General features: G+C 42.3%; 18 protein-coding genes, 1 tRNA gene and 1 pseudogene. 9 read left to right on the top strand and 11 right to left on the bottom strand.

What is annotated here, in order from left to right; genetic code table 11:
- Positions 1-15: 15 nt before the first annotated feature.
- Positions 16-2556: a penicillin-binding protein PBP1a gene (gene ponA / locus AVJ20_RS03345; protein WP_111884137.1), complete on the top strand. Its 2541-nt coding sequence runs from the start codon at positions 16-18 to the stop codon at positions 2554-2556.
- Positions 2557-2612: 56 nt separating this feature from the next.
- On the opposite strand, the gene AVJ20_RS03340 is transcribed toward ponA, so the two are convergent.
- From AVJ20_RS03340 to AVJ20_RS03300, 9 genes and pseudogenes are all read right to left on the bottom strand, one after another.
- Positions 2613-3416 (bottom strand): putative RNA methyltransferase, encoded by an 804-nt coding sequence (locus AVJ20_RS03340; RefSeq protein WP_111884136.1) that lies wholly within the window; start codon positions 3414-3416, stop codon positions 2613-2615.
- A 77-nt stretch (positions 3417-3493) separates the two neighbouring features.
- Positions 3494-4612, bottom strand: coding sequence for a phospho-N-acetylmuramoyl-pentapeptide-transferase (gene mraY, locus AVJ20_RS03335; protein WP_078192535.1), 1119 nt, complete (start codon positions 4610-4612; stop codon positions 3494-3496).
- The gene (locus tag AVJ20_RS03330) at positions 4612-6021 is read right to left on the bottom strand and encodes a UDP-N-acetylmuramoyl-tripeptide--D-alanyl-D-alanine ligase (protein WP_111884135.1); all 1410 of its coding nucleotides are present in this window, start codon (positions 6019-6021) and stop codon (positions 4612-4614) included. The genes mraY and AVJ20_RS03330 overlap by 1 nt, the downstream gene beginning before the upstream one ends.
- A 9-nt stretch (positions 6022-6030) precedes the next feature.
- A complete protein-coding gene (locus AVJ20_RS03325; RefSeq protein WP_111884134.1) occupies positions 6031-7527 on the bottom strand; it encodes a UDP-N-acetylmuramoyl-L-alanyl-D-glutamate--2,6-diaminopimelate ligase in 1497 nt (498 codons plus the stop codon).
- 10 nt (positions 7528-7537) lie between these two features.
- Complete coding sequence (gene ftsI / locus AVJ20_RS03320; protein WP_078192538.1) at positions 7538-9364, bottom strand: penicillin-binding protein PBP3; 1827 nt, start codon at positions 9362-9364, stop codon at positions 7538-7540.
- Between the two features lie 12 nt (positions 9365-9376).
- Complete coding sequence (ftsL, locus tag AVJ20_RS03315; RefSeq protein WP_078189390.1) at positions 9377-9709, bottom strand: cell division protein FtsL; 333 nt, start codon at positions 9707-9709, stop codon at positions 9377-9379.
- 10 nt (positions 9710-9719) lie between these two features.
- Positions 9720-10632 (bottom strand): annotated as a pseudogene (gene rsmH / locus AVJ20_RS03310) (16S rRNA (cytosine(1402)-N(4))-methyltransferase RsmH).
- Positions 10633-10818: 186 nt separating this feature from the next.
- A complete protein-coding gene (locus AVJ20_RS03305; RefSeq protein WP_078192855.1) occupies positions 10819-11835 on the bottom strand; it encodes a sulfate ABC transporter substrate-binding protein in 1017 nt (338 codons plus the stop codon).
- A gap of 248 nt (positions 11836-12083) precedes the next feature.
- Positions 12084-13091 carry a sulfate ABC transporter substrate-binding protein gene (locus tag AVJ20_RS03300; protein ID WP_078189392.1) on the bottom strand — a complete coding sequence of 336 codons (1008 nt, stop codon included), beginning with the start codon at positions 13089-13091 and terminating at the stop codon, positions 12084-12086.
- 381 nt (positions 13092-13472) lie between these two features.
- Here AVJ20_RS03300 and AVJ20_RS03295 point away from each other — a divergent pair, with 381 nt between their 5' ends.
- The 4 genes from AVJ20_RS03295 (at position 13473) to AVJ20_RS03280 (ending at position 16107) form a co-directional block, all read left to right on the top strand.
- Positions 13473-13766, top strand: a complete 294-nt coding sequence (locus AVJ20_RS03295; RefSeq protein WP_111884133.1) for a hypothetical protein — start codon at positions 13473-13475, stop codon at positions 13764-13766.
- Between the two features lie 169 nt (positions 13767-13935).
- The gene (gene gltX / locus AVJ20_RS03290) at positions 13936-15444 is read left to right on the top strand and encodes a glutamate--tRNA ligase (RefSeq protein WP_111884132.1); all 1509 of its coding nucleotides are present in this window, start codon (positions 13936-13938) and stop codon (positions 15442-15444) included.
- 91 nt (positions 15445-15535) lie between these two features.
- Positions 15536-15611: transfer RNA gene (locus AVJ20_RS03285), tRNA-Glu, on the top strand.
- 154 nt (positions 15612-15765) lie between these two features.
- Entirely contained in the window at positions 15766-16107 is a 342-nt protein-coding gene (locus tag AVJ20_RS03280) for a hypothetical protein (RefSeq protein ID WP_078189395.1), read from the top strand.
- Between the two features lie 25 nt (positions 16108-16132).
- On the opposite strand, the gene AVJ20_RS03275 is transcribed toward AVJ20_RS03280, so the two are convergent.
- Complete coding sequence (locus AVJ20_RS03275; RefSeq protein ID WP_111884131.1) at positions 16133-17104, bottom strand: zinc transporter; 972 nt, start codon at positions 17102-17104, stop codon at positions 16133-16135.
- A gap of 353 nt (positions 17105-17457) precedes the next feature.
- Between AVJ20_RS03275 and AVJ20_RS03270 the strand changes: the two genes are divergently transcribed.
- A complete protein-coding gene (locus AVJ20_RS03270) occupies positions 17458-17868 on the top strand; it encodes an SEL1-like repeat protein (RefSeq protein ID WP_111884130.1) in 411 nt (136 codons plus the stop codon).
- A 64-nt stretch (positions 17869-17932) separates the two neighbouring features.
- Here the strand turns inward: AVJ20_RS03270 and ettA are convergent, their stop codons facing one another.
- Positions 17933-19594, bottom strand: a complete 1662-nt coding sequence (ettA, locus tag AVJ20_RS03265; RefSeq protein WP_111884129.1) for an energy-dependent translational throttle protein EttA — start codon at positions 19592-19594, stop codon at positions 17933-17935.
- A 319-nt stretch (positions 19595-19913) separates the two neighbouring features.
- On the opposite strand from ettA, the gene AVJ20_RS03260 reads away from it, so the two are divergent.
- The 3 genes from AVJ20_RS03260 to AVJ20_RS03250 all read left to right on the top strand — a co-directional run bounded on the left by AVJ20_RS03260 (position 19914) and on the right by AVJ20_RS03250 (position 23883).
- Positions 19914-21191 carry an O-acetylhomoserine aminocarboxypropyltransferase/cysteine synthase family protein gene (locus AVJ20_RS03260; RefSeq protein ID WP_111884128.1) on the top strand — a complete coding sequence of 426 codons (1278 nt, stop codon included), beginning with the start codon at positions 19914-19916 and terminating at the stop codon, positions 21189-21191.
- A gap of 400 nt (positions 21192-21591) precedes the next feature.
- Positions 21592-22479: an SDR family NAD(P)-dependent oxidoreductase gene (locus AVJ20_RS03255; RefSeq protein ID WP_111884127.1), complete on the top strand. Its 888-nt coding sequence runs from the start codon at positions 21592-21594 to the stop codon at positions 22477-22479.
- A gap of 102 nt (positions 22480-22581) precedes the next feature.
- Positions 22582-23883 carry an FAD-dependent oxidoreductase gene (locus tag AVJ20_RS03250; protein WP_111884126.1) on the top strand — a complete coding sequence of 434 codons (1302 nt, stop codon included), beginning with the start codon at positions 22582-22584 and terminating at the stop codon, positions 23881-23883.
- Positions 23884-23897: the final 14 nt, after the last annotated feature.

The following is a 23897-nucleotide window of genomic DNA, read 5'->3' as shown; positions in this document are numbered from 1 at the left end:
TAAAACTTACTTGTTATGAAAAAGCTATCTTGTTCAGGCCTTGTTCATCCATTTTTTTTGGCCATTATTATTATTTTGGTCGCAATTCCAATGGGTTTCTATGGCATGTATCTCTATATTGCCCCGTCTTTGCCTGAAATGTCCATCTTAAAAAAGGCTCCATTATTAAAACCATTGCAAGTTTATAGTGCTGATAATGAGCTGATTGCAGAATATGGTGGCAAACTTTCGGTTCCTGTAGAGTACGACCAAATCCCGTCTCATTTCATTCATGGCTTTTTAGCTGCGGAAGATTCTTCGTTCTTTGAACACAGCGGAATTAGTTTCAAAGGATTGGGGCGTGCCGTCAGTGAAAGTATTACAGGCTCAGATGTGCAAACGGGTGGTTCAACCATTACCATGCAGGTTGCAAAAAACTATTATCTGACTCCAGAGCGTACTTTAAAACGTAAACTAACCGAAGTTTTCCTTGCTCGAAAAATTGAACAAAATCTAAGTAAGGAAGAAATTTTAACGCTGTATGTTAACAAAATCTTTTTGGGCAAAAATGCATACGGGATCGCAGCAGCTGCAAAAACTTATTATAACAAGAGCTTGCAAGATTTGAGCTTGGCTCAAATGGCAATGATTTCAGGCCTACCCAAAGCACCATCAAAATATAATCCTGTAGCCAATCCAAAACGTGCTTTAGAGCGTCGTAATTGGATTTTAGGACGTATGTTGCAATTGGGTTATATCAATCAATCGGAATATCAAGAAGCAATTGCTGAGCCAATTAATCTCGATATGCCTGACCGCGGAGTCAGCAACAAATTCCCCTATGTCGGGGAAATGGTTCGCTCTGAGCTCGTAGAAAAGTTTGGCGAACAAGCAACAGATTCTGGCTATAAAGTCTATACCACCATCAACAACCAACGCCAAGCCTATGCTGAGCAAGCTGTGCAAGATGGTCTTGAAGCTTACGATAGACGACATGGTTGGCGTGGTGCAGAAGCACATGATGAGCCATTAAAAAACTTTATTCCATATGCTAACACTTATCCTGCCGAAGTCACTAAAGTCAACAACACCAGCATCGAAGTGTTGATGCAAGACGGCAGTAGTGTGACTGTTCCATGGTCAGGTCTGTCTTGGGCACGTCCCTATCGCAATGCCAATAGTGTAGGCAATGCGCCAAGCAAAGCCTCACAAATTGTTAAAGTAAAAGATATTATTCGCCTACGTCCGAATGCTGATAAAAGCTCATGGGCTTTGGTGCAAATTCCAAAAGCGCAAGGTCAATTGATCGCACTCAACCCCAATAATGGTGGCATTGAAGCCATTGTCGGTGGTTATAATTTTTATCAATCTAAATTTAACCGTGCCCTACAAGGCTGGCGTCAGCCGGGTTCAACCATTAAACCCTTTGTTTATGCTTTAGCACTTGAACGCGGTATGACTCCATACTCCATGGTCAATGACAATCCAATTACGATTGGCAAGTGGACGCCTAAAAACTCTGACGGTCGGTATTTAGGGATGATTCCTCTACGCCGTGCCCTCTATTTATCACGTAACACGGTCTCTGTTCGCTTATTACAAGTCGTTGGGATTGAACGTACTCGCCAACTATTTATGGATTTTGGCTTACAAGAAAACCAAATTCCACGTAACTACACCATTGCTTTAGGTACCCCACAGGTGTTGCCGATTCAAATGGCGACAGGTTATGCGACATTTGCCAACGGTGGATATCGTATTCAACCGCACTTTATTAGCCGTATTGAAGATGCTTATGGCAAAGTGATTTATCAAGCCAATCCTGAATATGCATGTATTCAATGTATCAATCAAAAAGACGAAGTTGAATCAGCAGATCCGACCACGCCGGATGATGAAGTGATTGAAGTCACTAATCAGGATAATAAACCTGCTGAATCGAAAATTTCAGATACTGAAGCAGCAAACTATAAACAAGCTCAGCGAATTTTGAAGTCAAGTTCGGCCTTTGATATGGCGAACATCTTGCGTGACGTGATCCAACACGGTACAGGTCGTGCGGCATTAAAAATTGGTCGCGGTGATTTAGGTGGTAAAACCGGTACAACCAATGATGCAAAAGACGCGTGGTTTGCTGGATTTAATGGAAAATTAGTCACTGTGGCTTGGGTCGGTTTTGATCAACCCTCTACCTTAGGTCGTCGTGAATATGGTGGTGTTGCAGCTCTGCCGATTTGGTCAGATTTTATGGCGAAATCACTCAAAGGCACACCTGAAGCTTGGGTGCGTTTAGACACTCATGCCAAAAATCCAATCAATCGCAATTCAGCTAAAGCGACTCAAGGTCAACCTGAACAAGATCGTGCAGCAACGCCGCCGATGGCTCAACCGCTGTATCGTCCTGCTCCTGTTGTACCAAAACCACAGGCTACGCAAAATGATTTTGAAGATATTCCAGGGGCTGCTGAAACCAATCTTGCACCTACTCGAACTGCGCCACCACCAATGCAGCCTAAACCACAAGGTACAGAGCATAAAACTGACGCACTTGATCATCTCATCGATCAAGTTCAGTAAATAAGCTGCATAAAAAAAGCCCTCAAACGAGGGCTTTTTTTATCACTGCCAATGCATTATTTCTTTTTAAAGAGATAAATTTGATACTGCGCTTGCAACTCAAATTGTTCATTTTTTTCTAGAGCTTCTCGACGCTCAGCTTTGACTTTATAGGCATAAGGCGTCATTGCAATTAAGTTTTTGAGATCCTGCTGAGAAAGTGACATTTTCGCTTGTACCACTTGCTCACTTTCCAATTCAAAATCATTCGCCAGTTGTTCCACAAATTTATGCGGTTCATGTAGTTTTACTTCTTCAAACAGGGCTTCACGCATTGCATAAAGATGCTCTGGCGCAGGTGTAACCACCATCAAGTGCCCTTCAGGCTTTAACACCCGAAGGATTTCTTCTTGAGGAATAGGACTAAATAAACTCGTACACAAGTCAATCGAATGATCTAATACAGGTAAGGTTGCCCCTGTCCCAACCACCCAAGTCACCTGTTTATTCAGTTTAGCGGCGACTTGCACAGCATTTTTAGCAATATCGACGCCCACACATTGTAGTACTTCAGCTTGCATCGCATCGGTGTAATAGCCTTCACCACAGCCAATATCCAATAAGTTTTCAACCCGTAATTTTTGAATCAAAGCCACCACTGCCTGTTGCAAAGGTGCATAGTGACCTGCACTTAAAAATGCTCGACGCGCCTGTACAGATTCAGGCGTATCACCCGGGTTTTTACTGTGTTTATGTTGAACCACATGTAAATTGACATAGCCTTGTTTTGCAACATCATAGCTATGATTATTTTCACAGCGCCATGTCCGCTCTGTGAGTTTCAATGCTTCACGGCATACAGGACACATCAACAGGTTCATCATTTACTCCACTATATTTTTGAAATAAAAAAACCGGCATCTGTGGGAGCAAATGCCGGTTTCGTTTATTTATTTGCTTAACGTAATTTTAAAGTCATTAGACCCAAAACTACCAGCATAATTGTGATAATCCAAAAACGAATCACCACCTGAGTTTCACGCCATCCCTTTTTCTCATAGTGATGGTGCAGCGGTGCCATTAAGAATACACGCTTGTTCCGCATACGCAGTGAGCCAATTTGCAAGAAAACAGAAATAGCTTCAACCACAAAGACACCGCCCATAATGGCAAAAACGATTTCTTGACGAACCATGACTGCGATCGTACCGAGCATCGCACCTAGAGATAAGGCCCCGACATCACCCATAAACACTTGAGCTGGATGCGCGTTAAACCATAAGAATGCCAAACCAGCACCGATCATTGCCGCACAGATCACGACAAGTTCAGATGCGTATTTCACATAAGGGATATGTAAATAATCGGCAAAACGAACATCACCAGCCAGATAAGCAAACACACCTAAACCAGCGGCAACCAGAACAATTGGCATAATTGCTAGGCCATCTAAACCATCGGTTAAGTTCACAGCATTAGATGCGCCGTTAATCACCAAATAAGTAAAGACAATAAAGCCAATACCGAGTGGAATAATAGACAATGGAATGCTAATTTCTTTAAAGAATGGAATCAGCAGATCCAACATATTTGAGGTATGTACTGGGTTTGCTTGCTGTGTCGCAATCACATAAAGTGCAATACCGGCGCCTAACGATGCCACAGAAGTCCAAAAGAATTTCTTCTTCGCAGGTAGACCGGCATTGTCTTTATAACGGATTTTAATCCAGTCATCGGCCCAACCCACAGCACCAAAGATCACCATCACGACAAGTACAATCCATACATAAGGGTTTGAAAGATCGGCCCAAAGTAAGGTTGAAATCCCAATAGACAGTAAAATCAACACACCGCCCATAGTCGGTGTGCCCATTTTTTTGGCATGATTTTCAGGTGCAAATGAACTGACTGCCTGACCATATTTGAGAGCTTGCAATTTGCGGATCATCACAGGTCCAAGCAACAGACCAATGGCCAATGCCGTTAAGACACTGAGTAGCGAACGAAGCGTTAAATAACGAACAACCTGAAACGAGCTGTGATAACCCGCAAGCTGCTCAAATAACCATAACAGCATTAAAGTTTCTCCATCAATTCAGCCATCAAAGTTTCCATGTGGGTATAACGAGAACCTTTAAACAGGAAACTCATGGACTGAGGCTGATGTGTTTTGACTAGACTAATTAATAACGGTAAAGCCTGTTCTTGAGTAAGAAAGGCCTGTAATTTTTTACCATATTGTGTACTGCGCGCGCCTTCTTGCACAGCAGGTGAAAACTCACCGACAGCAACGACAAATTGAAGACCAGAGTGTGAGACAAGATCACGTCCCAACATGTAGTGCTGCTGTGCAGCAGATGAACCTAACTCACCAATATCCCCAATGACCATGACTTTGATGCCATCTTGCTGCGCAAGTACATCAGCAGCAGCACGCATTGAGGTTGGATTTGCATTGTAAGTATCGTCAATAAACAAGTAATCTTTGTGTTGAATAAAGTTTAGACGACCTTTGGCACCAGTTGCATGTTCAAGACCCACAACGATGTCATCTAAACTCACGCCAATCGACAACGCGAAAGCTGCGGCTGCAGTGGCATTTTGCACATTATGTTCACCAGCAAATGGCAGTTGAACAGGACGTGCACCTTGTGGCGTATTTAAGATAAAACGTGAAGATTGAGCCTGAAGCTCCGTCTCAGTCGCAAAGACATCCCCGCCCTGACCAAAACTCATTACTTGCTCAGTTTGCACCGCTTGACGAATGGCATCTGTAAAATCATCTGCCGCAGGAACAATCGAAGTTCCTGTTTTCGCTATATGTGCATAAATTTCAGACTTGGCACGACAAATGCCATCACGCCCACCAAATTCACCCATATGAGCAGTGCCAATATTTAAAATACCGGCAACCTGAGGCTGTACCAAATTTGAGGTGTAATCAATTTCGCCCTTATGACTGGCACCAAGCTCCATCACGGCATACTGATGTTCTAGACGCAACTCAAGTAACATCATCGGTACGCCAAGGTCATTATTTAAATTACCGCGCGTAATTAATGTTGGTGCAAGACGAGAAAGGATACTCCCGAGCATCTCTTTGGTTGTGGTTTTACCACTGCTTCCTGTCAAGGCAATGACTTTTAAAGCTGGGTTTTGGGCACGACGAAATGCACCCAAATGTCCAAGCGCCAAACGTGTATCTGCAACCACCAACTGATAAATATCCACATCGACAGGATGACTGACAATGGCAATTTCACAACCCCTTTCAGCCACTTGAGCAAGGAAGTCATGCGCATCAAAGCGTTCACCTTTCAGGGCAAGAAAAGCGTCACCTTGCTCTGCATGACGTGAGTCGGTCAAAATTCGTTTTACAGAACCTGTCGGCGCTTGATTGTTATGCCAGTGACCTTGTGTCGCTTGAACCAACTGTTCGGCAGTCCATGGTTCTAACGGAACCGTACTGGTCGTTGAAGTATGCATATCTGTTTCCTATTGCGCTGGATAAGCCGAGTCAGTGTTGTGATGTTGTGAATCAATCGCTGATTTCACTTCCACCACATCATCAAACCAATGTCGAACACCATCAATTTCTTGATAGTTTTCATGGCCTTTACCAGCAATCACCACAATATCACCCGCTTGGGCATGGTTGACTGCGAATTTAATCGCTTCACGGCGGTCATGGATTTCATGGACAGTTTTTCCAGTAAAATCAATACCAGCCTTCATATCTGCAAAAATTTGTTCTGGGTTTTCAGTACGTGGATTATCCGAGGTAATCAACGCAACATCTGCATGGTTTAATGCCGCTTGTGTCATCAATGGACGCTTACCACGGTCACGATCACCACCACAGCCAAACACCGCCCATAACTGTTGCGATACATGACGTTTTAAGGTCTGTAACACTTGAACTAAAGCATCTGGTGTATGTGCATAATCCACCACGAACAGGCGTTCATCATCACGAATCACTTGCATACGACCCGGTGCACCTTTTAACTCGGGCGCAGTTGCGATCAAGGCAGATAAGTCAAAACCCGCTTGCTCCGCTGAAATTAAGCTCGCCACAATATTTTCAATATTGAAGTGTCCCAATAATGGACTTTGCACCACAAATTCAGCTTGAGCAGTACGCAATTTAAATTGTGCGCCCGTTAAGCTGTATTGAATATCCGTCACTTGATAATCCGCAGCCTGACGCGTTGAATAAGTCAAAATTTTAGGCTGAGCCGGGTTTTGGCGTGCGGCATTCAGCATCACTTCTGCATGTTCATCATCGAGATTGATGACTGCAACTTTGAGCGATGGAAACTGAAACAAACGTGATTTCGCTTCAGCATAGGCTTCAAGGGTTTTATGATAATCCAAATGGTCACGACTTAAATTGCTATAAGCGGCAATTTCAATTGCACAGCCATTTAATCGACCTTGTTCTAATCCGTGCGAACTTGCCTCTATGGCAGCAAACTCTGCACCCTCAAGCGCATAGGCATGCAATGCATTTTGCATATGTAACGCATCTAAAGTAGTGTGAGATGAGGCTTCTAAATTCGGTAAAATCCCGTTTCCAGTGGTTCCCATCACTGCACATTTTTTGCCTTGCAGCATGAGTAATTCAGCGATTAAGCGTGAGATCGTGGTTTTACCATTGGTACCCGTCACAGCCAAAATCCGTGCAGCTTGAGCTGGTTGAGTCGCCAGTAAATATTGCTTTTGCCACTGCCCCATCAATTGACGCACATCCGCGATCACGACACTTTGATCCAAGCCCAAATCAGTTTCTGAAATGACAGCCAACGCGCCATTCTCTAACGCTGCACCTGCAAATTGTGCTGTTTTTTCAGGTTGCGAAAACGAAGTCAGGGCAATAAATATTTGCCCTGCTGTAACTTTGCGACTATCCAGATTGAAGCCCTGAAAGGATTGCGACATCCATTCAGCGGGCTGTTCAACGGTGTATAGATCTTGAAACGTAATTTTCATTCATCACCTATTACTGGATCTTAGGAGTGTCTAAAGGTTTATCTAATGGTACGTTCATTAAACGTAAAGATTCTTGCATTACACGAGCGAAAACTGGTGCAGCCACCAGACCACCGTAATACTGACCTGTCGGGTTTTCCACTACAACAATCATGGCCAAACGTGGATCACTCACTGGTGCAACACCGGCAAAGAGTGCTCGATATTCTGAAGTCGAATAGCCTTTACGGTCTGCACGTAATTTATGTGCTGTACCAGTTTTACCCGCCACGCGATAACCCGGAATATTGGCTTGACGTGCCGTACCACCCGGCAAGGTCACTGCTTCCATCATTAAAAGCACTTGATCAGCAATTTTAGGGTCAACCATCTGCTCACCTTTCGGCTTTTCCTCAAGCTTGTACAAGCTCAGTGGCATTTTGACGCCCTTATTGGCAATCATGGCATAAGCATCAGCCAGTTGAAGCACTGTAGCGTTCAAACCATAACCATAAGCCATGGTCGCTACTTCTGACACATTCCATTTACTCTTCGGCAAAATCAGACCAGCACTTTCGCCGGGGAATTTCACCGCTGAACGTTGACCAAAGCCAAGACGTTGATAGAACGTTGGTAATGTTTCATAAGGGAGAGATAAAGCGATTTTTGCCACACCGACGTTAGACGATTTTTGAATAATGCCGCCCAAAGTCAGAGGGCCATAGTTATGCGTATCTCGGATAGTATGATTCCCTACACGCATAGAACCGGGTGTGGTATTTACAACGGTATTTGCCGTGTATTTACCGCTTTCCAATGCCATTGCCACGGTCAATGGCTTCATGGTTGAACCTGGCTCAAAGGAGTCAATCGCACCACGGTTACGCATAGCATCTTTATTTAAGACACCTTTTTTATCATTCGGGTTGTAAGACGGCCAAGACGTCATCGCTAAAATTTCACCTGTTTTGACATCCACGGCAATCGCGGTTGCAGAACGTGCGTTATTGGCTACGCCGGCTGCAGTCAACTCACGATACATAATGTATTGCAAACGTGAATCAATACTCAGCGTGATATTTTCACCCGACTCAACCTCTTTCACGATCTCAGGGTCTTTAACGCGGTTGCCTTTTTTATCTCGGACAATTTGCTGCGCACCATCTACGCCTGCAAGACGTTCATTCAATTGCATCTCTAAACCTTCGATGCCCATACCCTCACTATTGGTTAAACCAATAATTTGTGAGTTTGGCTGAGGCTGTGGATAGTAGCGCTTATAGTTTTTCTCGGTATATACTCCCTGAAAGTCACGTTTCATGATCAATTCAGCTTGTTGTGGTGGCACTTCTTTCTTTAAAACTAAATAACGTGAACGTGGACGCTCATTCATTTTGCGTCTCAGTTCAGCACGATCCATCCCTACAGCATCAGCGAGTTCATCTAAATTCAGATTTTTATCTGGTAATTGACGTTTTAACTTACGATTGTTTGGATCTTTAGCCAATTCGGCCGTAATTTCTTCAAAGAGTTTTTTATTGTCAAAATAATCACGTGGATCGATCACGATTTTCATGATCGGAGTACTAATGGCTAAAGGAACGCCGTGACGGTCATAGATTACACCGCGCATGGCTTTTAAGGTTTCAGTTCTTAAAATTTTGGCATTGGCTTTATTTTGTAAAAAGTCTTTATTGATGATTTGTACATAAAAAGCCCGCCCGACCAATGCAATAAAGCACAGTAAAACCACCGCCCACATCAAGTGATAGCGCCACATCTCCACCGAAATGGCTGTACGACCAGTAACAGACTGCTGTTTTTTACGCGGAGTTTGTTTGTTTCTCTTTTCAACCATGTGACCGGCAGCCTATTTTTTCTGTTCAGGAGTTTGTGGCAATGAAATAACAACGGTTTGTGCAATAGGAGGCGAATACATCCGTAATTGGGTAACTGCACGTGTCCCAATTTGGGCTGTTGCACCAAAAGTTTGTTGTTCGATCAGCAAACGTCCCCATTCTGCATTGAGGTCATCCCTTTCACGCATATAGGTACTCAATTGACGATAATCTTGGCGATATTCAAAGACTTGAAACACCACCATAATCGCACTCACAAAAACCAAGAGCAATAAAATGCCGTATGTAATGATTTTCTTTGACTGCGATTGATCAGAGTTTTTTTCGATTGCTTCGGTTTTCATTCTTTGCCTTTTAAGCTAAACGCTCTGCCACACGAAGCCAAGCACTACGAGATCGTGGATTGGCTTTAACTTCTTCTTCACTTGCTTTAATTCGTGACACTTTTTTTTAAGCGGCGGGTATCTTCGCGTTTTTGTGGTAAACCCCAGCCTGTGTCTTCTGCAAGTGTAGATTCTTTTTGAATAAATTGTTTAATTAAACGATCCTCTAAAGAGTGGAAACTGATCACTGCCAGAGTGCCTTGAGGTTTCAGCATATCCACCGCTTGAGGTAAGAAGATATCAATATCGTCGAGTTCTTTGTTAATAGCAATACGAATTGCTTGGAAAGTTCGTGTCGCTGCATGTTTATTTTTTTCCCATTTCGGGTGGGCAACTTTCACGATTTCTGCCAATTGAGCTGTAGTTTCAATATATCCTGCCGCTTTAATCGCTTTGGCAATACGGCGGCTATAACGCTCTTCACCATATTTAAAAATAATATTGGCCAAATCTTCTTCTTCAATATCAACCAACCACTCTGCGGCTGTTGGACCTTGTGAATTGTCCATACGCATATCGAGTGGGCCATCTTTCATAAAGCTAAAGCCACGCTCTGCTTGGTCTAGCTGCGGAGATGACACCCCTAAATCCGCCATAATACCGTCTACCAAGTCGATACCACGACTACGCAGTTCCTCTTTTAAATCGGCAAAACTAGCGTGAATGATTTTAAAACGCGCATCTTCTTGTTCTAATTCTGCTGCAACAGCCAACGCTTGCGGGTCTTTATCAAAGGCATAAACACGTGCGTTTTCATCTAATTTAGACAGTAATAAACGCGTATGACCACCACGCCCAAATGTGCCATCTACGAAAATTCCTGTATTGCGATCTGCCAGTAAAGCATCAACAGTTTCATGAAGTAATACAGAAATATGCGACATAAGGGTTCGTTCAACACAGCTAAAAATGTAACTGCACATTATTACCTTGTTTTAGCAAAGCTCCAAACGTCTTTTTGTACAGAAATATTACTTTCCATAGAGAAAACCGTTTTTATTTTTTTGCCATCCATTAAAAAACCTCCCGAAGGAGGTCTTTGAACATCTCAAATCATAGATTTCGATGTATTAACGCTTATTATTGTAGATCTGATCGAAGATCGCACCATTCACAAAATGTGTTTGTTGTGCTTTTGCCCAGCCACCAAAGACTTCATCAATAGTAAAAGTTTTTAAAGGTGGGAACTGAGTTTTATATTTTGCTAAAACTGCTGCATTACGTGGACGATAGAAATGACGAGCTGCCATCTCTTGACCTAATGGAGAATAAAGATAATTGATATAGCCTTGAGCTAACCATTTATTACCATTTTTATCGACAGTTTTGTCTACGATTGCCACTGAAGGCTCAGTCAAAATCGACATCGATGGATACACGATATCAAATTTATTTTTACCCAAAGTTTTTTGAGTAACTAAAGCTTCGTTTTCCCAAGTCAATAACACATCACCAATACCACGTTCTGCAAATGTAGTCATCGATGCACGTGCCGCAGAGTCCATTACTTTTACGTTATGGTACATCTTACCCACGAAATCTTTGGCTTTCGCTTCATTACCACCCGGCTGTTTCAAAGCATAACCCCAAGCTGACAAGTAAACCCAACGTGGGAGACCGCCAGTTTTCGGGTTCGGGGTAATAATTTGTACGCCCGGCTTGGTTAAATCAGACCAATCTTTAATATGTTTCGGGTTGCCCTTACGCACCATGAAGACAATCGTTGACGTATATGGCGCTGAGTTATGTGGAAACTCTTTTTGCCAACCCGGCTGAATCTGACCAGACTTTACAATTTCCTCGATGTCATTGGCCAAGGCCAAAGTCACGACATCACCTTTTAAACCGTCAACCACAGAACGGGCTTGTTTACCTGAACCACCGTGTGATTGTTTAAATGCAACCGTTTTACCGGTACGCTCTTTCCAATATGCACCAAATGACTTATTAAATTCGTCATAAAATTCACGCGTTGCATCATAAGAAACGTTTAAAAATTCACGATCAGCGGCCTGAGCAGAGGCTGAGAAAGCAACACCAGTGGCAAGCAACGCAGCACTGAGCCACGCCTTAAATTGAGTTTTCATAACAGCCAGCATAAAGTTATATTCAATACTGCTAAATATATGAAATAAAGTCATAAATCGCAATTGCAGCAAGTTTAGACCCTTTACTGGATACAGCTAACGCAGCGAATTTAATTGTTTGTTTTTCATATTAAAATACACAAAAACAATCTACTTATTCCCTATATATAGATTTTTATGCATTACATATGCAAAAAACGGATAATATAAATCATCCGTTTTTACTCAACTCAACTTTATTTATAGACTTACTCTTTATTCTTTTCACTATAGATTTGATCAAAAATCGCACCATTCACAAAATGTGTTTTTTGCGCTTTAGCCCAACCGCCAAACACTTTATCAATGGTAAAAGTTTGAACTTTCGGGAATTGAGCAGCGTACTTTGCAGTGGCTTTTGCATCGCGAGGGCGGAAGAAATATTTGCCTGCTAGCTCTTGGCCCTTAGGTGAATATAGATAGTTTAAATAACCCTTCGCCAAATTTCGATTACCATTTTTATCGACGGTTTTATCTACCACAGCCACCGAAGGTTCAGCTAAAATCGAAATAGACGGATAAACAATGTCATATTTATCTTTGCCTAGGCCCTGAGTCGCTAATAGTGCCTCATTTTCCCAAGACAATAAGACATCTCCAATGCCGCGCTCAGCAAAGGTCGTGAGTGAACCACGTGCGCCTGAATCCAAAACTTTGACATTGCTATAGAGTTTTTTCACCAATTCTTTGGCTTTGGCATCATTGCCACCCGGTTGTTTTAAAGCATATCCCCAAGCTGATAAATAGATCCAACGCGGTGCCCCACCTGTTTTTGGATTTGGTGTAATAATTTCAACACCCGGTTTGGTCAGGTCATTCCAATCTTTAATTTTTTTCGGGTTACCTTTGCGCACCAAAAATACGATGGTTGAGGTATACGGTGCAGAATTATGTGGAAATTGCTTTTGCCAGTTTTTATTGATTTGTCCGGTCGCCACAATTTCATCAATATCATTTGCCAATGCCAAAGTGACTACATCCGCTTGTAAACCCGTTGCCACTGCACGAGCTTGTTTGCCAGAACCACCATGTGATTGTTTAAAATTAATCTCTTGTCCTGTACGTTTTTTCCAATATTGTCCAAATTCTTGGTTATATTCCTGATAAAACTCACGTGTTGGATCATATGAGACATTTAAGAAATCTTTTGCGGCATACACCTGTACCGCCACCCCACCCAACAATGCGAAAATGCCCGATGCTATTATTTTTTTCATCTGCTCAAACTCAAATTGATCTTGAGAGCACTATATAAATCAAAAATAACTTTAACAATCAGCTATCTATAATATAAATTCAAATCTATTTCTGTTTTAAAGATATCTAAAAATAACGTATTTAAAGCTTTAATTCTGCTAATGCAGCAACAATCAGAAGCGATCTCCATGCTATCTTCATAGTTGTTTGCTAAAACATCCGAAAATCTGGAGAAAACAGTCTATTTAGGTAATCCCAGTACAGACTTTTTTAGTTTTTTTGTAAAAATTGTGACGTAGTTCTACTTTTTAATTACGAAAGATGGTTAAATCGTAGTCTAAATATTAAAACTATTTTGCAAATAAAAAGTTCCATCACCAAAACTAGGGGGAGATTTGGACATGAAATTTTCATACGCGCTATGCCTAGGCTTAAGTTTAAGCGTTACTGCACAGACTGCTTTGTGTGCTGCAACCAGCACCGCATCGAATAACAAACTTACGATGCCTGCTGAACGTACCTCATTGATCGAAAAAGCGATTAATCAGCAAAAATCTGAAGGTAAAGGCCGTACAGACGATAATTTAAAAGTACTTACGTCTATTAAAGCTGCACCGACTCAAAGTTTCTTTGCATCACAAAACCAAAGTTTTTCTCGTTTTGTTCAAGCCATTTTTTCTGGTAGCAACTCATAACGACATCAGCATACTGATGCTGTCCAAGCTATTGTTTTAGACGAGTTCCCCTACTGTCGTCTAAAAAATACTAAAAAACGCCTGATCATTCAATGTTGAATTAAGCATTAAGTGATCAGGCTTTTTCGTTATAATAGATCCCAATTTACATTCTGATTAAAAGCTGATTATGACTGTTCGTACTCGTATCGCACCTTCTCCTACTGGTTTCCCGCATGTTGGGACTGCTTATATTGCATTGTTTAACTTATGTTTTGCGAAGCAACATGGCGGTGAATTTATTCTTCGTATTGAAGATACAGACCAACTGCGCTCTACCCCAGAATCTGAGAAAATGATTTTAGATTCATTGCGTTGGTTAGGTTTGAACTGGTCAGAAGGTCCAGATGTGGGTGGCCCTCATGCGCCATACCGTCAATCTGAACGTATGGACATTTATAAACAATATGCTTTGGAACTGGTTGAAAAAGGCCATGCATTCTACTGCTTCGCAACAGCAGAAGAACTCGATCAAATGCGTGCGGAACAACAAGCGCGTGGTGAATCACCGCGTTATGACGGTCGTGGCTTAAAACACACTGCAGAAGAAGTGGCACAGCGTTTGGCTGCTGGTGAACCGCATGTTATTCGAATGAAAGTGCCTGAAGAAGGGATTTGTAAATTTAACGACTTACTACGTGGTGAAGTCGAAATTCCTTGGGCGCAAGTTGACATGCAAATTCTATTAAAAACCGATGGTTTACCGACGTATCACTTAGCAAACGTGGTTGATGACCATTTAATGGAAATCACTCACGTGATTCGTGGTGAAGAATGGATTCCATCTGCGCCTAAACACCAATTATTGTACAAATATTTTGGTTGGGACATGCCTGTACTTTGCCACATGCCGCTGTTACGTAACCCAGATAAATCAAAACTGTCTAAGCGTAAAAACCCAACCTCAATTAACTACTACAAAGACATCGGCGTTTTACCTGAAGCATTATTGAACTACTTAGGCCGTATGGGCTGGTCAATGCCGGATGAAAGTGAAAAATTCACTTTGGCTGAAATGATTGAACACTTTGACATTCAACGTGTATCACTAGGCGGTCCAATCTTTGATGTTGAAAAGTTGAACTGGTTAAATGGTCAATGGATTAAAGGTTTAACACCGGGTCAATTGCTCGATACCCTACTGGCTTGGAAATCAGATCGTAATACCTTGGAAGAAATTGCTGCTGCGATTCAACCGCGTATTAATTTGTTATCTGAAGCAGTGAATTGGGCAGGTTTTTATTTCAACCAATTCCCAACACTCAGCAAAGAACAGTTTGAAAGCAAAAAATTGACTGAAGAACAAGTGCGTCAAAGCCTTCAATTTGCCATTTGGCGTCTAGAAAGCATGTTCACTTGGAACAATGACACCGTCAGCCAAACGCTTATGGATTTGGCGAACCAAATGGACATTAAACTTCGTGACTTCATGCCAACCTTCTTTATTGCAATTGCTGGTTCGACATCTTCGACACCTGTTATGCAATCGATGGTAACCATTGGTCCTGATTTAACCTTTGCTCGCTTACGTCATGCACTTGAAATTGTGGGCAGCCCGAGTAAAAAAGAAACAAAAGCATGGGAAAAACTCAATGAAACCTTAAAACTGCCGAAAAATGATGCAGTTGATGAAGCTTAATTGATTTTTTAGTTGACGGATGGGCGTTATCCCCCTAATATAGCGCCCATACCGAGAGATGGTGTCAACCAACTCTAAGTTGCCTCAAATTGTCCCTATCGTCTAGAGGCCTAGGACATCGCCCTTTCACGGCGGTAACCGGGGTTCGAATCCCCGTAGGGACGCCATATTCAAGGTGATGCAAATCATCTTATAAAAAACCCAAGCATTATGACTTGGGTTTTTTATTGCCTAAATTTTATCTGATTTAAATTTACGGTATTTTTGCTTTCTGCGTCATTCTGATTAAAATAAACCATAGATTAAAATTATGGAGTTGCAATGCAATACCGTTGCCCTAAATGTCAAAGCCCTAAAATTATGCCTCTTGCGCAAGCAGGCCAGCCTGTTGCTCGTCCTGTCGTGCCTAAAAGCCTGATTATCCTCATCCCTGCGGTATTTATTCTTTTACTGTTGGTGATTATCAGCATCGCAATGTGGATTTTTGGTGACGGTGCAGGCACTACATTACAAACTGCGACTGTTGTTGTATTTATTGCTTGCTTGATTGCTGGCTTCATGTTCTATCGCGACCTGCCAGATTTCAAAATTTCAATGCAAGGTTTTATGCAATCACAGAAAAAATGGAAATGCCGCGAATGTAATCATGAGTGGGAAATCTAAGCCGGCCATTTAAATTACATCAGCGTTAGTGCTGATGTGATTCATCATGAGAATGCGCGTGATCATCTTGATGATGCCCATGTGCATGATCAGACTTTTGGGTATGTTGGTGTACCACACATTCATCTTCTTCGATTTGTAATGTCATCTCCGTGATTCCATGTTCATGTTGCAACATTTCAATCGCCTCAAAATACAAGGCATTACGATCGGCTTCAGGTGCAAAGAGATGAACTGTCAAATGCACATTCTTTGATGTTATTGCCCAGACCTTTAACTGGTGAATACTCTCTACCCCATTGAGTGCCAATAAATCATTGCGTAACTTTTCTATGTCAATTTCTTCTGGTACACCTTCCAATAAAATATTGATGCTTTGTTTTAATAAAATCCAAGTCCTTGGTAAAACCCAAAAGCCAATGAGCACTGCAATTAGTGTATCGACCCACATCCAGCCGGTAAAATAAATAATCGCTGCGCCAATAATTACACCAACCGAACCTAGGGCATCACTCAACACTTCTAGATACGCCCCCTTCACATTCAAGCTTTCTTGTGAACTGGAAAATAAAATACGCATCGAGATTAAATTAATGATCAAACCAATAACCGCCACAATCATCATGCCCATACTTTGAATTTCCGGCGGCGTTGAAAAGCGCTGATAGGCCTCATACAAGATATATATTGCAACTACAAATAACATCAAGGCATTAAACAAGGCTGCCAAAATTTCAAAACGCTGATAGCCAAATGTACGTTTGTTATCAGCGGGAAGCTTGCCAATTTTGATCGCGACCAATGCTATGGCAAGGGCTGCAGCATCGGTGAACATATGTGCCGCATCTGACAATAGCGCCAAACTTTGCGTCATAAATCCAGCAATGACTTCAACAATCAAAAATGTCGTGGTCAGTGCTAAGGCAAAACTTAATTTTTTGACATTCCCTTCTGTGACAACGGCATGGCTGTGGTCATGCCCATGATGCTCGCTCATTATTTTCTGACCTTTATAAATTATATGTTCTTCAGTCATGAGCTTAACAGGTGCAGCAAACGTAATAAAATTACATCATTCAACCTTCAGTATTACGTTTTACTTTCAAGCTTAAAAACTGCTTTATCAGCATCCTCTTTCAATTTATTCAAATTAATTTTTCGCGATTTAGATGACTGAAATTACTTATAAATATTTTTCAATACCTATTCACATATCATGACAAGCATGCTAATTTTCATCTTAAGTGTGATCTGTTTAAAACAATTAAATCATTCATCGCAGCGCACGAATGACTGCAATTAATATTTTTATTAATCAAGTGGTTATATTTAGCAACAAGGAGTTTAACAATGATGATACAAGCTCTGAAAAAAATCTATGCACTGTTGTCACAACAGATGAATCCAAAGTTGCAAGGAATGCCCCTTTCGATTCCAGAAGCCGAGGGTGATTACGCCCAAGGGACTTATTTTGAAATTCTTGCGGCTCAACACCATCAAGACTTTCTCAGTCACCATACTATGGATTCAGCAGACCAATCCCCTACTGACTATCGCAATGCCATGTGGAATTTCTTAAGTGCCGCATTAAAAGGTCATAAAGATGCCCAATATCGCTTAGGTCTCGGTTATTTACGTGGAGAACTCGGCTTGGACCGTAATTATGAACTTGCAGAACTTTGGCTCAGTAAAGCTGCTGCACAAGGCCATGAACATGCAGACTACGTCTTACATCATGCCTATGAAGACATTGTCGTATAGTCATTGCATCCTAAGTAATAAAAAACCAGCCCGCAGGCTGGTTTTTTTACTTTAAAACTGGAACTTAGTTGCCAATTTTGCGGTATTTTTGACGCTTTGCAACAAGGTCATCACCATCACGTTTACGACGGTATTCTTCAAATTCATGGTAGTTACCTGTAAAGAATTCAGGTGCTTCACCTTCAAATGACAAGATGTGCGTAGCAATACGGTCAAGGAACCAACGGTCATGCGAGATCACCATGACAGTACCTGGGAATACCAGAATAGCATCTTCAAGCGCACGTAAAGTTTCAATATCCAAGTCGTTTGACGGTTCATCGAGTAAGATGACGTTTGCACCCATTTGCAGGATTTTCGCAAGTTGTAAACGGTTTCGTTCACCACCTGACAATTGACCTACACGTTTTTGCTGATCTTGACCTTTGAAGTTAAAGCGACCGATATACGCACGAGATGCGATTTCGTATTCACCAATTTTCAAGATATCTAAACCGCCAGAAACTTCTTCCCAAACAGTTTTGTTGTCATCTAAGGTGTCACGAATCTGACCAACATAAGCCACTTTAACAGACTCACCCAGTGTAATTGTACCTGTATCTGGTTGTTGTTCGCCTGTCATCATACGGAATAATGTGGTTTTACCCGCACCGTTTTCGCCCACGATACCTACAATTGCAGCAGGTGGTACAACGAACGATAAATCTTTATAAAGTGTACGGTCACCAAAGGATTTACTAATACCTTCAACTTCTACAACTTTATTACCTAGACGTGGACCAGGTGGAATATAGATTTCAGACGTTTCGTTACGCTGTTGGAATTCGCGTGAGTTAAGCTCTTCAAAACGCTCCATACGCGCTTTGTTTTTCTTTTGCTGACCTTTAGCATTTGAACGAACCCATTCAAGTTCTTTTTTCAATGCTTTAGCAAAAGATTCTTCTTGCTTCTGCTCTTGCTCTAAACGGGCATTTTTCTGCTCTAACCAAGAAGAGTAGTTGCCTTGGTACGGAATACCCATGCCGCGGTCAAGCTCAAGAATCCACTCTGCCACATTATCCAAGAAGTAACGGTCATGGGTAATCGCAACGATTGTACCTGGGAAGTCTTTCAAGAAACGTTCTAACCAAGATACTGATGAAGCATCCAAATGGTTCGTCGGTTCGTCTAGAAGCAGCATGTCTGGTTTAGACAATAACAAACGGCAAAGTGCAACACGACGGCGCTCACCACCAGACAACTTAGATACATCTGCATCCCAAGCTGGAAGGTTCAACGCTGCAGCAGCCTGATCCATTTGGTTCACAATATTATGTGCATCCCATGAATGGATAATGGCTTCTAACTTCTCTTGTTCTTTTGCAAGTGCATCAAAGTCAGCATCTTCTGCTGCATATTCTGCAAACACTTCATCAAGACGCGCCAAAGCATCTAACGGCTCACGTAAACCGTCTTCAACGTTACCACGAACGTCTTTGCTTTCATCCAATGGCGGCTCTTGTTCAAGGTAACCAATTTTGATACCCGGTTGAGCACGTGCTTCACCTGAGAAATCTTTATCTACGCCCGCCATAATACGAAGCAAGGTAGATTTACCTGCACCGTTTAGACCAAGCACACCAATTTTTGCGCCTGGGAAAAATGATAAAGAGATGTCTTTCAGGATTTCGCGCTTAGGCGGAACCATCTTCGACACACGGTTCATCGTGTAAATATATTGGGCCACTTAGGACTCCTCAATAGTCAAAACATATACGGAACAACACAAAGTTGCCCCTGCTCAATTGAGCGAAAAAATAATCGGCTATTATACGCATAAAGTCGTGAAAAAATAAGGTTTCGCACACGCCTTCAATGCATTGTTACAAGTTTAATGGCGAACAAAATTTAAACATGCGTTTTTAAGCATGATTTCGCTCATCTTTAGCTGAAAATTTTTCAACAATATGAATAATTATGATATTCATTTTATAAATAAAGCACTTTTATTCATATATATAAATGATAGACTATTTAAAAAATTAGCTCACTTAGATGATGTAATCATGACATATAAAGACGAAACTTTAGCAATTCACGCGGGGTATACCCCGGAAGCAACCACCAAAGCTGTTGCAGTTCCGATCTATCAAACAACATCATATTCGTTTGATAACACGCAGCATGGTGCTGATTTATTTGACTTAAAAGTTCAGGGTAATATTTATACCCGCATTATGAATCCAACCACGGCGGTACTTGAACAGCGTGTTGCAGCGCTCGAAGGCGGTATAGGCGCACTGGCGTTGGCATCAGGTATGGCTGCCATTACATATGCGATTCAAACCATTGCTGAAGCAGGCGACAATATCGCTTCTGTTTCGACCCTGTACGGCGGCACATATAACCTGTTTGCCCACACCCTGCCGAAACAAGGCATTGAAGTTCGCTTCTTTGATTATCAAAACCCTGAAGCGCTGCGTAGCCTCATCGATGACAAAACCAAGTTGGTCTTTGTCGAATCTATTGGTAACCCATTGGGCAATATTATTGACCTCGAAGCAATTTCGAAAATTGCGCATGAATTTGGCATACCTGTAGTCGTAGACAATACTGTGGCCACACCTGTTCTGCAAAAATCATTTGAATTTGGTGCCGACATCGTGGTGCACTCACTCACAAAATATATTGGCGGTCATGGTAATTCGATCGGTGGCATCATCGTCGATAGCGGCAAATTTCCTTGGGGCAAATACCCTGAACGCTTTAAATCACTCAACACCCCTGATCCAAGCTACCACGGGGTCAATTATGTCGAAGCCTTAGGTGACGCAGCCTATATTGCCCGTGCGCGCGTGGTCCCGCTGCGTAATACAGGCGCTGCGATCAGCCCGCATAATGTATTCTTAATCTTACAAGGTTTGGAAACCTTAAGCCTGCGCATGGAGCGTCATACTGAAAATGCGCAAAAAGTGGCGGAATATTTACAAGCGCATCCAAAAGTAAAATGGGTCAACTACGCTGGCCTAAAAGACCATCCTCAGCATGCTTTGGCGCAAAAATATGTCAAAGGCAAACCATCTGCGATTCTTTCCTTTGGGGTTCAAGACGGCCTTGCAGGTGGCACACGTTTCATCGATGCGTTGCAGTTATTTACTCGCCTTGTGAATATTGGTGATGCCAAAAGTTTAGCTTGCCATCCTGCGACCACGACACATCGTCAGCTCAATGAAGATGAACTCAAAGCAGCCGGAGTCAGCATTGATATGGTTCGTTTATCGATTGGGATCGAGCATGCAGATGACTTGATTGCCGACTTAGAGCAAGCCTTAGCTGCTGTTTAAACCACAAGTGCACAATCCACAGGTCTTATTTTTAAGGCCTGTTTTTATTTCCATTTCATTTAAATAACCACCCCCACATTATCCGCCTTTCAATTTTGCGCATCTATGGCCCTGCTTCTATATTTATTTACAATTTTATTTATCTTGAAAATCGACTTTTTTACGTTGCAACGATGTGGATAAAAGCACTTCTCTTTCACATATTTATGTGTTAAAAAATGAGTAAATAGGGATTTTAATTTAGAGTAAAAACTCTAAATATATTTTATTATCAATTACTTATCATATGGCTTTTTTTTAATAAAACGCTATCATACCGCTGACTTAAAACAGCCCTGCACATAGCATTGTCGGGCCGATAAATGAATACAATAAAACTGATTTAACAGGGAACCTCATCGTGAATTCAAGACTTGAGAAACGTTTCGTTGACCGTGTCAACGGCAAGACCATTTTAATCACCGGTGCATCAAGTGGTATCGGTTTAACCACAGCGCATCGCCTTGCCAACGCAGGCGCACATGTTCTATTGGTTGCACGTACCAAAGAAACTCTTGATGCCGTAAAAGCTGAAATTGAAGCCACTGGCGGTAAAGCTGATGTTTTCCCATGTGACCTCAATGATATGGAATCCATTGATGCTGTGGCACAACAAATTCTCGCTTCCGTCGATCATATTGACATTTTAATTAATAACGCTGGCCGTTCTATTCGCCGTGCCGTGCATGAATCAACTGATCGTTTCCATGATTTTGAACGTACTATGCAGTTGAACTATTTTGGCGCGGTACGTTTGGTGATGAATTTACTGCCGAAAATGATGATTCGCCGTGAAGGTCATATCATTAATATCAGCTCGATTGGTGTATTGGCCAATGCAACGCGCTTCTCTGCATATGTTGCGTCTAAAGCCGCATTAGATGCTTTCAGTCGTTGCCTAAGTGCTGAAGTTCACTCGCATAATATTGCCATCACGTCGGTATATATGCCATTGGTGCGCACACCAATGATCGCCCCAACCAAAATTTATAAATACGTACCAACCCTTTCTCCAGAACAAGCAGCCGACCTGATTGCCTATGCCATCGTGAAACGTCCGAAGAAAGTGGCGACCAATTTGGGCCGTTTGGCTTCGATCACCTACTCCATTGCTCCTGACATTAACAATAAACTCATGTCGATTGGTTATAACCTGTTCCCAAGCTCTTCAGCGTCTATTGGTAAGCAAGAAAAACTCAATTGGGTACAAAAAGCATATGCTCGCCTATTCCCTGGTGAACATTGGTAAGACCTGACTCCCCCTTTAAAAAGCCCTTTTGAGGGCTTTTTTATTGGGTTTTATGCAGCATCTTTGCTACATTGGGCTGAGATAAAATCAACTTTTATAACAATGAAAACTCAAAATATTGCCATCATCGGTGCAGGTACGGCAGGATTGGCTGCTGCAGCAATGCTTGCTAATCAAGGCCATCAAATCTGCTTATATGAAAAAGTCTCACAACTTGAACCTGTGGGCGCAGGATTATTATTACAACCCGCCGGGCTTGCGGTTTTCGAACATTTAGGCATTTTGGAACATGCCTTAAGCCTAGGTGCTGTGGTAACAGGTCTGGAAGGTCAACTGGCTGGCGGCGACTTGCTGATTAACAGTCATTATCGACAAGCCGATGAACGTTCATATGGACTCGGCATTCACCGTGCCACGCTCTGTCATGTCCTCGCATCCAAAGTCCGTGAATATCCTCAACACGTTGAGTGGTGCATGGCGCATGAAGTGCATGAACTTCAAGAATCCAGTGAGGGTATAAACGTAATTGGGCAGTCCGTAGATCAATCCTTTCAACGTCAGTTTGATCTCGTGCTGATTGCCAATGGTGCACGCAGCCATTTACGCCCTAATGCATGGGAAAAGCTCAACCAAGCCTATCCTTGGGGGGCGAAGTGGATCATCGTGCCTGAATGCGAAGTACTCAATCCGCAGATCTTGCATCAGTTCTATGACCGTTCCAATATCATGATGGGTGTGATGCCAACGGGAGCAATTCCAACGCAGCCTGAACAGCGCCTTTCGAGCATTTTCTGGAGTCTGCCTACAGAAGATTTAGAGGGATTCTTAAAAACCAAGAACGCACAGCAGCAATGGTTGCTTGAAGTTTCAAAACGCTGGCCGAGTGTTGCAGAATGGTTAGCGCATGTGATTCCACATCCAGATGATCCGCAGCAATGGCTATCTGCCAATTATCGTGATGTGGTGCTGAGCAAACTTGGTGAAGGTCGTATCGGCATATTAGGCGATGCTGCTCATGCCATGAGTCCACAGCTTGGACAAGGCGCCAATATGGCTTTGCTCGATGCATGGGCCATCAGTCAAGCTCTGCTTCAATATCAACAGGACTCCTCACTGCAAAATCTCTGGCAGGAGTATCATCAGCTACGGTTGCCCTCCGTGCGATTTTACCAATTTTTTAGTCGCTTGCTGACTCCTTTTTATCAATCACATCATCGCTGGACAGCACCGCTCCGTGATTTTTCATTTCGTGCTATGTATCAGCTGCCGTTTTTCCGCAAAGAAATGGCGATTACGATTTCCGGCTTAAAAACGGGTGCATTTGGGCAAATGAATTATGCTGACATTGCCCGAAAGCCTGCAGATGATTCTGCGGCTGAACTGCGCAATTTAAAATTTGATTAAGAATTAACTCCCCA

This window comes from Acinetobacter sp. CFCC 11171, assembly GCF_003268405.1.
Classification (GTDB): domain Bacteria; phylum Pseudomonadota; class Gammaproteobacteria; order Pseudomonadales; family Moraxellaceae; genus Acinetobacter; species Acinetobacter amyesii.
The sequence above is the reverse complement of the archived record's forward strand: the minus strand, read 5'-3'. Positions and strand labels throughout refer to the sequence as shown.

Bases quoted from the DNA above. Each gene is read 5' to 3' on its own strand.
- AVJ20_RS03260 (WP_111884128.1), top strand. From the start codon at position 19,914: ATGACATATAAAGACGAAACTTTAGCAATTCACGCGGGGTATACCCCG.
- AVJ20_RS03330 (WP_111884135.1), bottom strand. From the start codon at position 6,021: ATGCATACTTCAACGACCAGTACGGTTCCGTTAGAACCATGGACTGCC.
- AVJ20_RS03300 (WP_078189392.1), bottom strand. From the start codon at position 13,091: ATGAAAAAAATAATAGCATCGGGCATTTTCGCATTGTTGGGTGGGGTG.
- AVJ20_RS03275 (WP_111884131.1), bottom strand. From the start codon at position 17,104: ATGAGCGAGCATCATGGGCATGACCACAGCCATGCCGTTGTCACAGAA.
- ftsL (WP_078189390.1), bottom strand. From the start codon at position 9,709: ATGAAAACCGAAGCAATCGAAAAAAACTCTGATCAATCGCAGTCAAAG.
- ponA (WP_111884137.1), top strand. From the start codon at position 16: ATGAAAAAGCTATCTTGTTCAGGCCTTGTTCATCCATTTTTTTTGGCC.
- AVJ20_RS03340 (WP_111884136.1), bottom strand. From the start codon at position 3,416: ATGAACCTGTTGATGTGTCCTGTATGCCGTGAAGCATTGAAACTCACA.
- AVJ20_RS03325 (WP_111884134.1), bottom strand. From the start codon at position 7,527: ATGAAAATTACGTTTCAAGATCTATACACCGTTGAACAGCCCGCTGAA.
- ftsI (WP_078192538.1), bottom strand. From the start codon at position 9,364: ATGGTTGAAAAGAGAAACAAACAAACTCCGCGTAAAAAACAGCAGTCT.
- mraY (WP_078192535.1), bottom strand. From the start codon at position 4,612: ATGCTGTTATGGTTATTTGAGCAGCTTGCGGGTTATCACAGCTCGTTT.
- AVJ20_RS03305 (WP_078192855.1), bottom strand. From the start codon at position 11,835: ATGAAAACTCAATTTAAGGCGTGGCTCAGTGCTGCGTTGCTTGCCACT.
- AVJ20_RS03250 (WP_111884126.1), top strand. From the start codon at position 22,582: ATGAAAACTCAAAATATTGCCATCATCGGTGCAGGTACGGCAGGATTG.
- AVJ20_RS03295 (WP_111884133.1), top strand. From the start codon at position 13,473: ATGAAATTTTCATACGCGCTATGCCTAGGCTTAAGTTTAAGCGTTACT.
- AVJ20_RS03280 (WP_078189395.1), top strand. From the start codon at position 15,766: ATGCAATACCGTTGCCCTAAATGTCAAAGCCCTAAAATTATGCCTCTT.
- gltX (WP_111884132.1), top strand. From the start codon at position 13,936: ATGACTGTTCGTACTCGTATCGCACCTTCTCCTACTGGTTTCCCGCAT.
- AVJ20_RS03270 (WP_111884130.1), top strand. From the start codon at position 17,458: ATGATGATACAAGCTCTGAAAAAAATCTATGCACTGTTGTCACAACAG.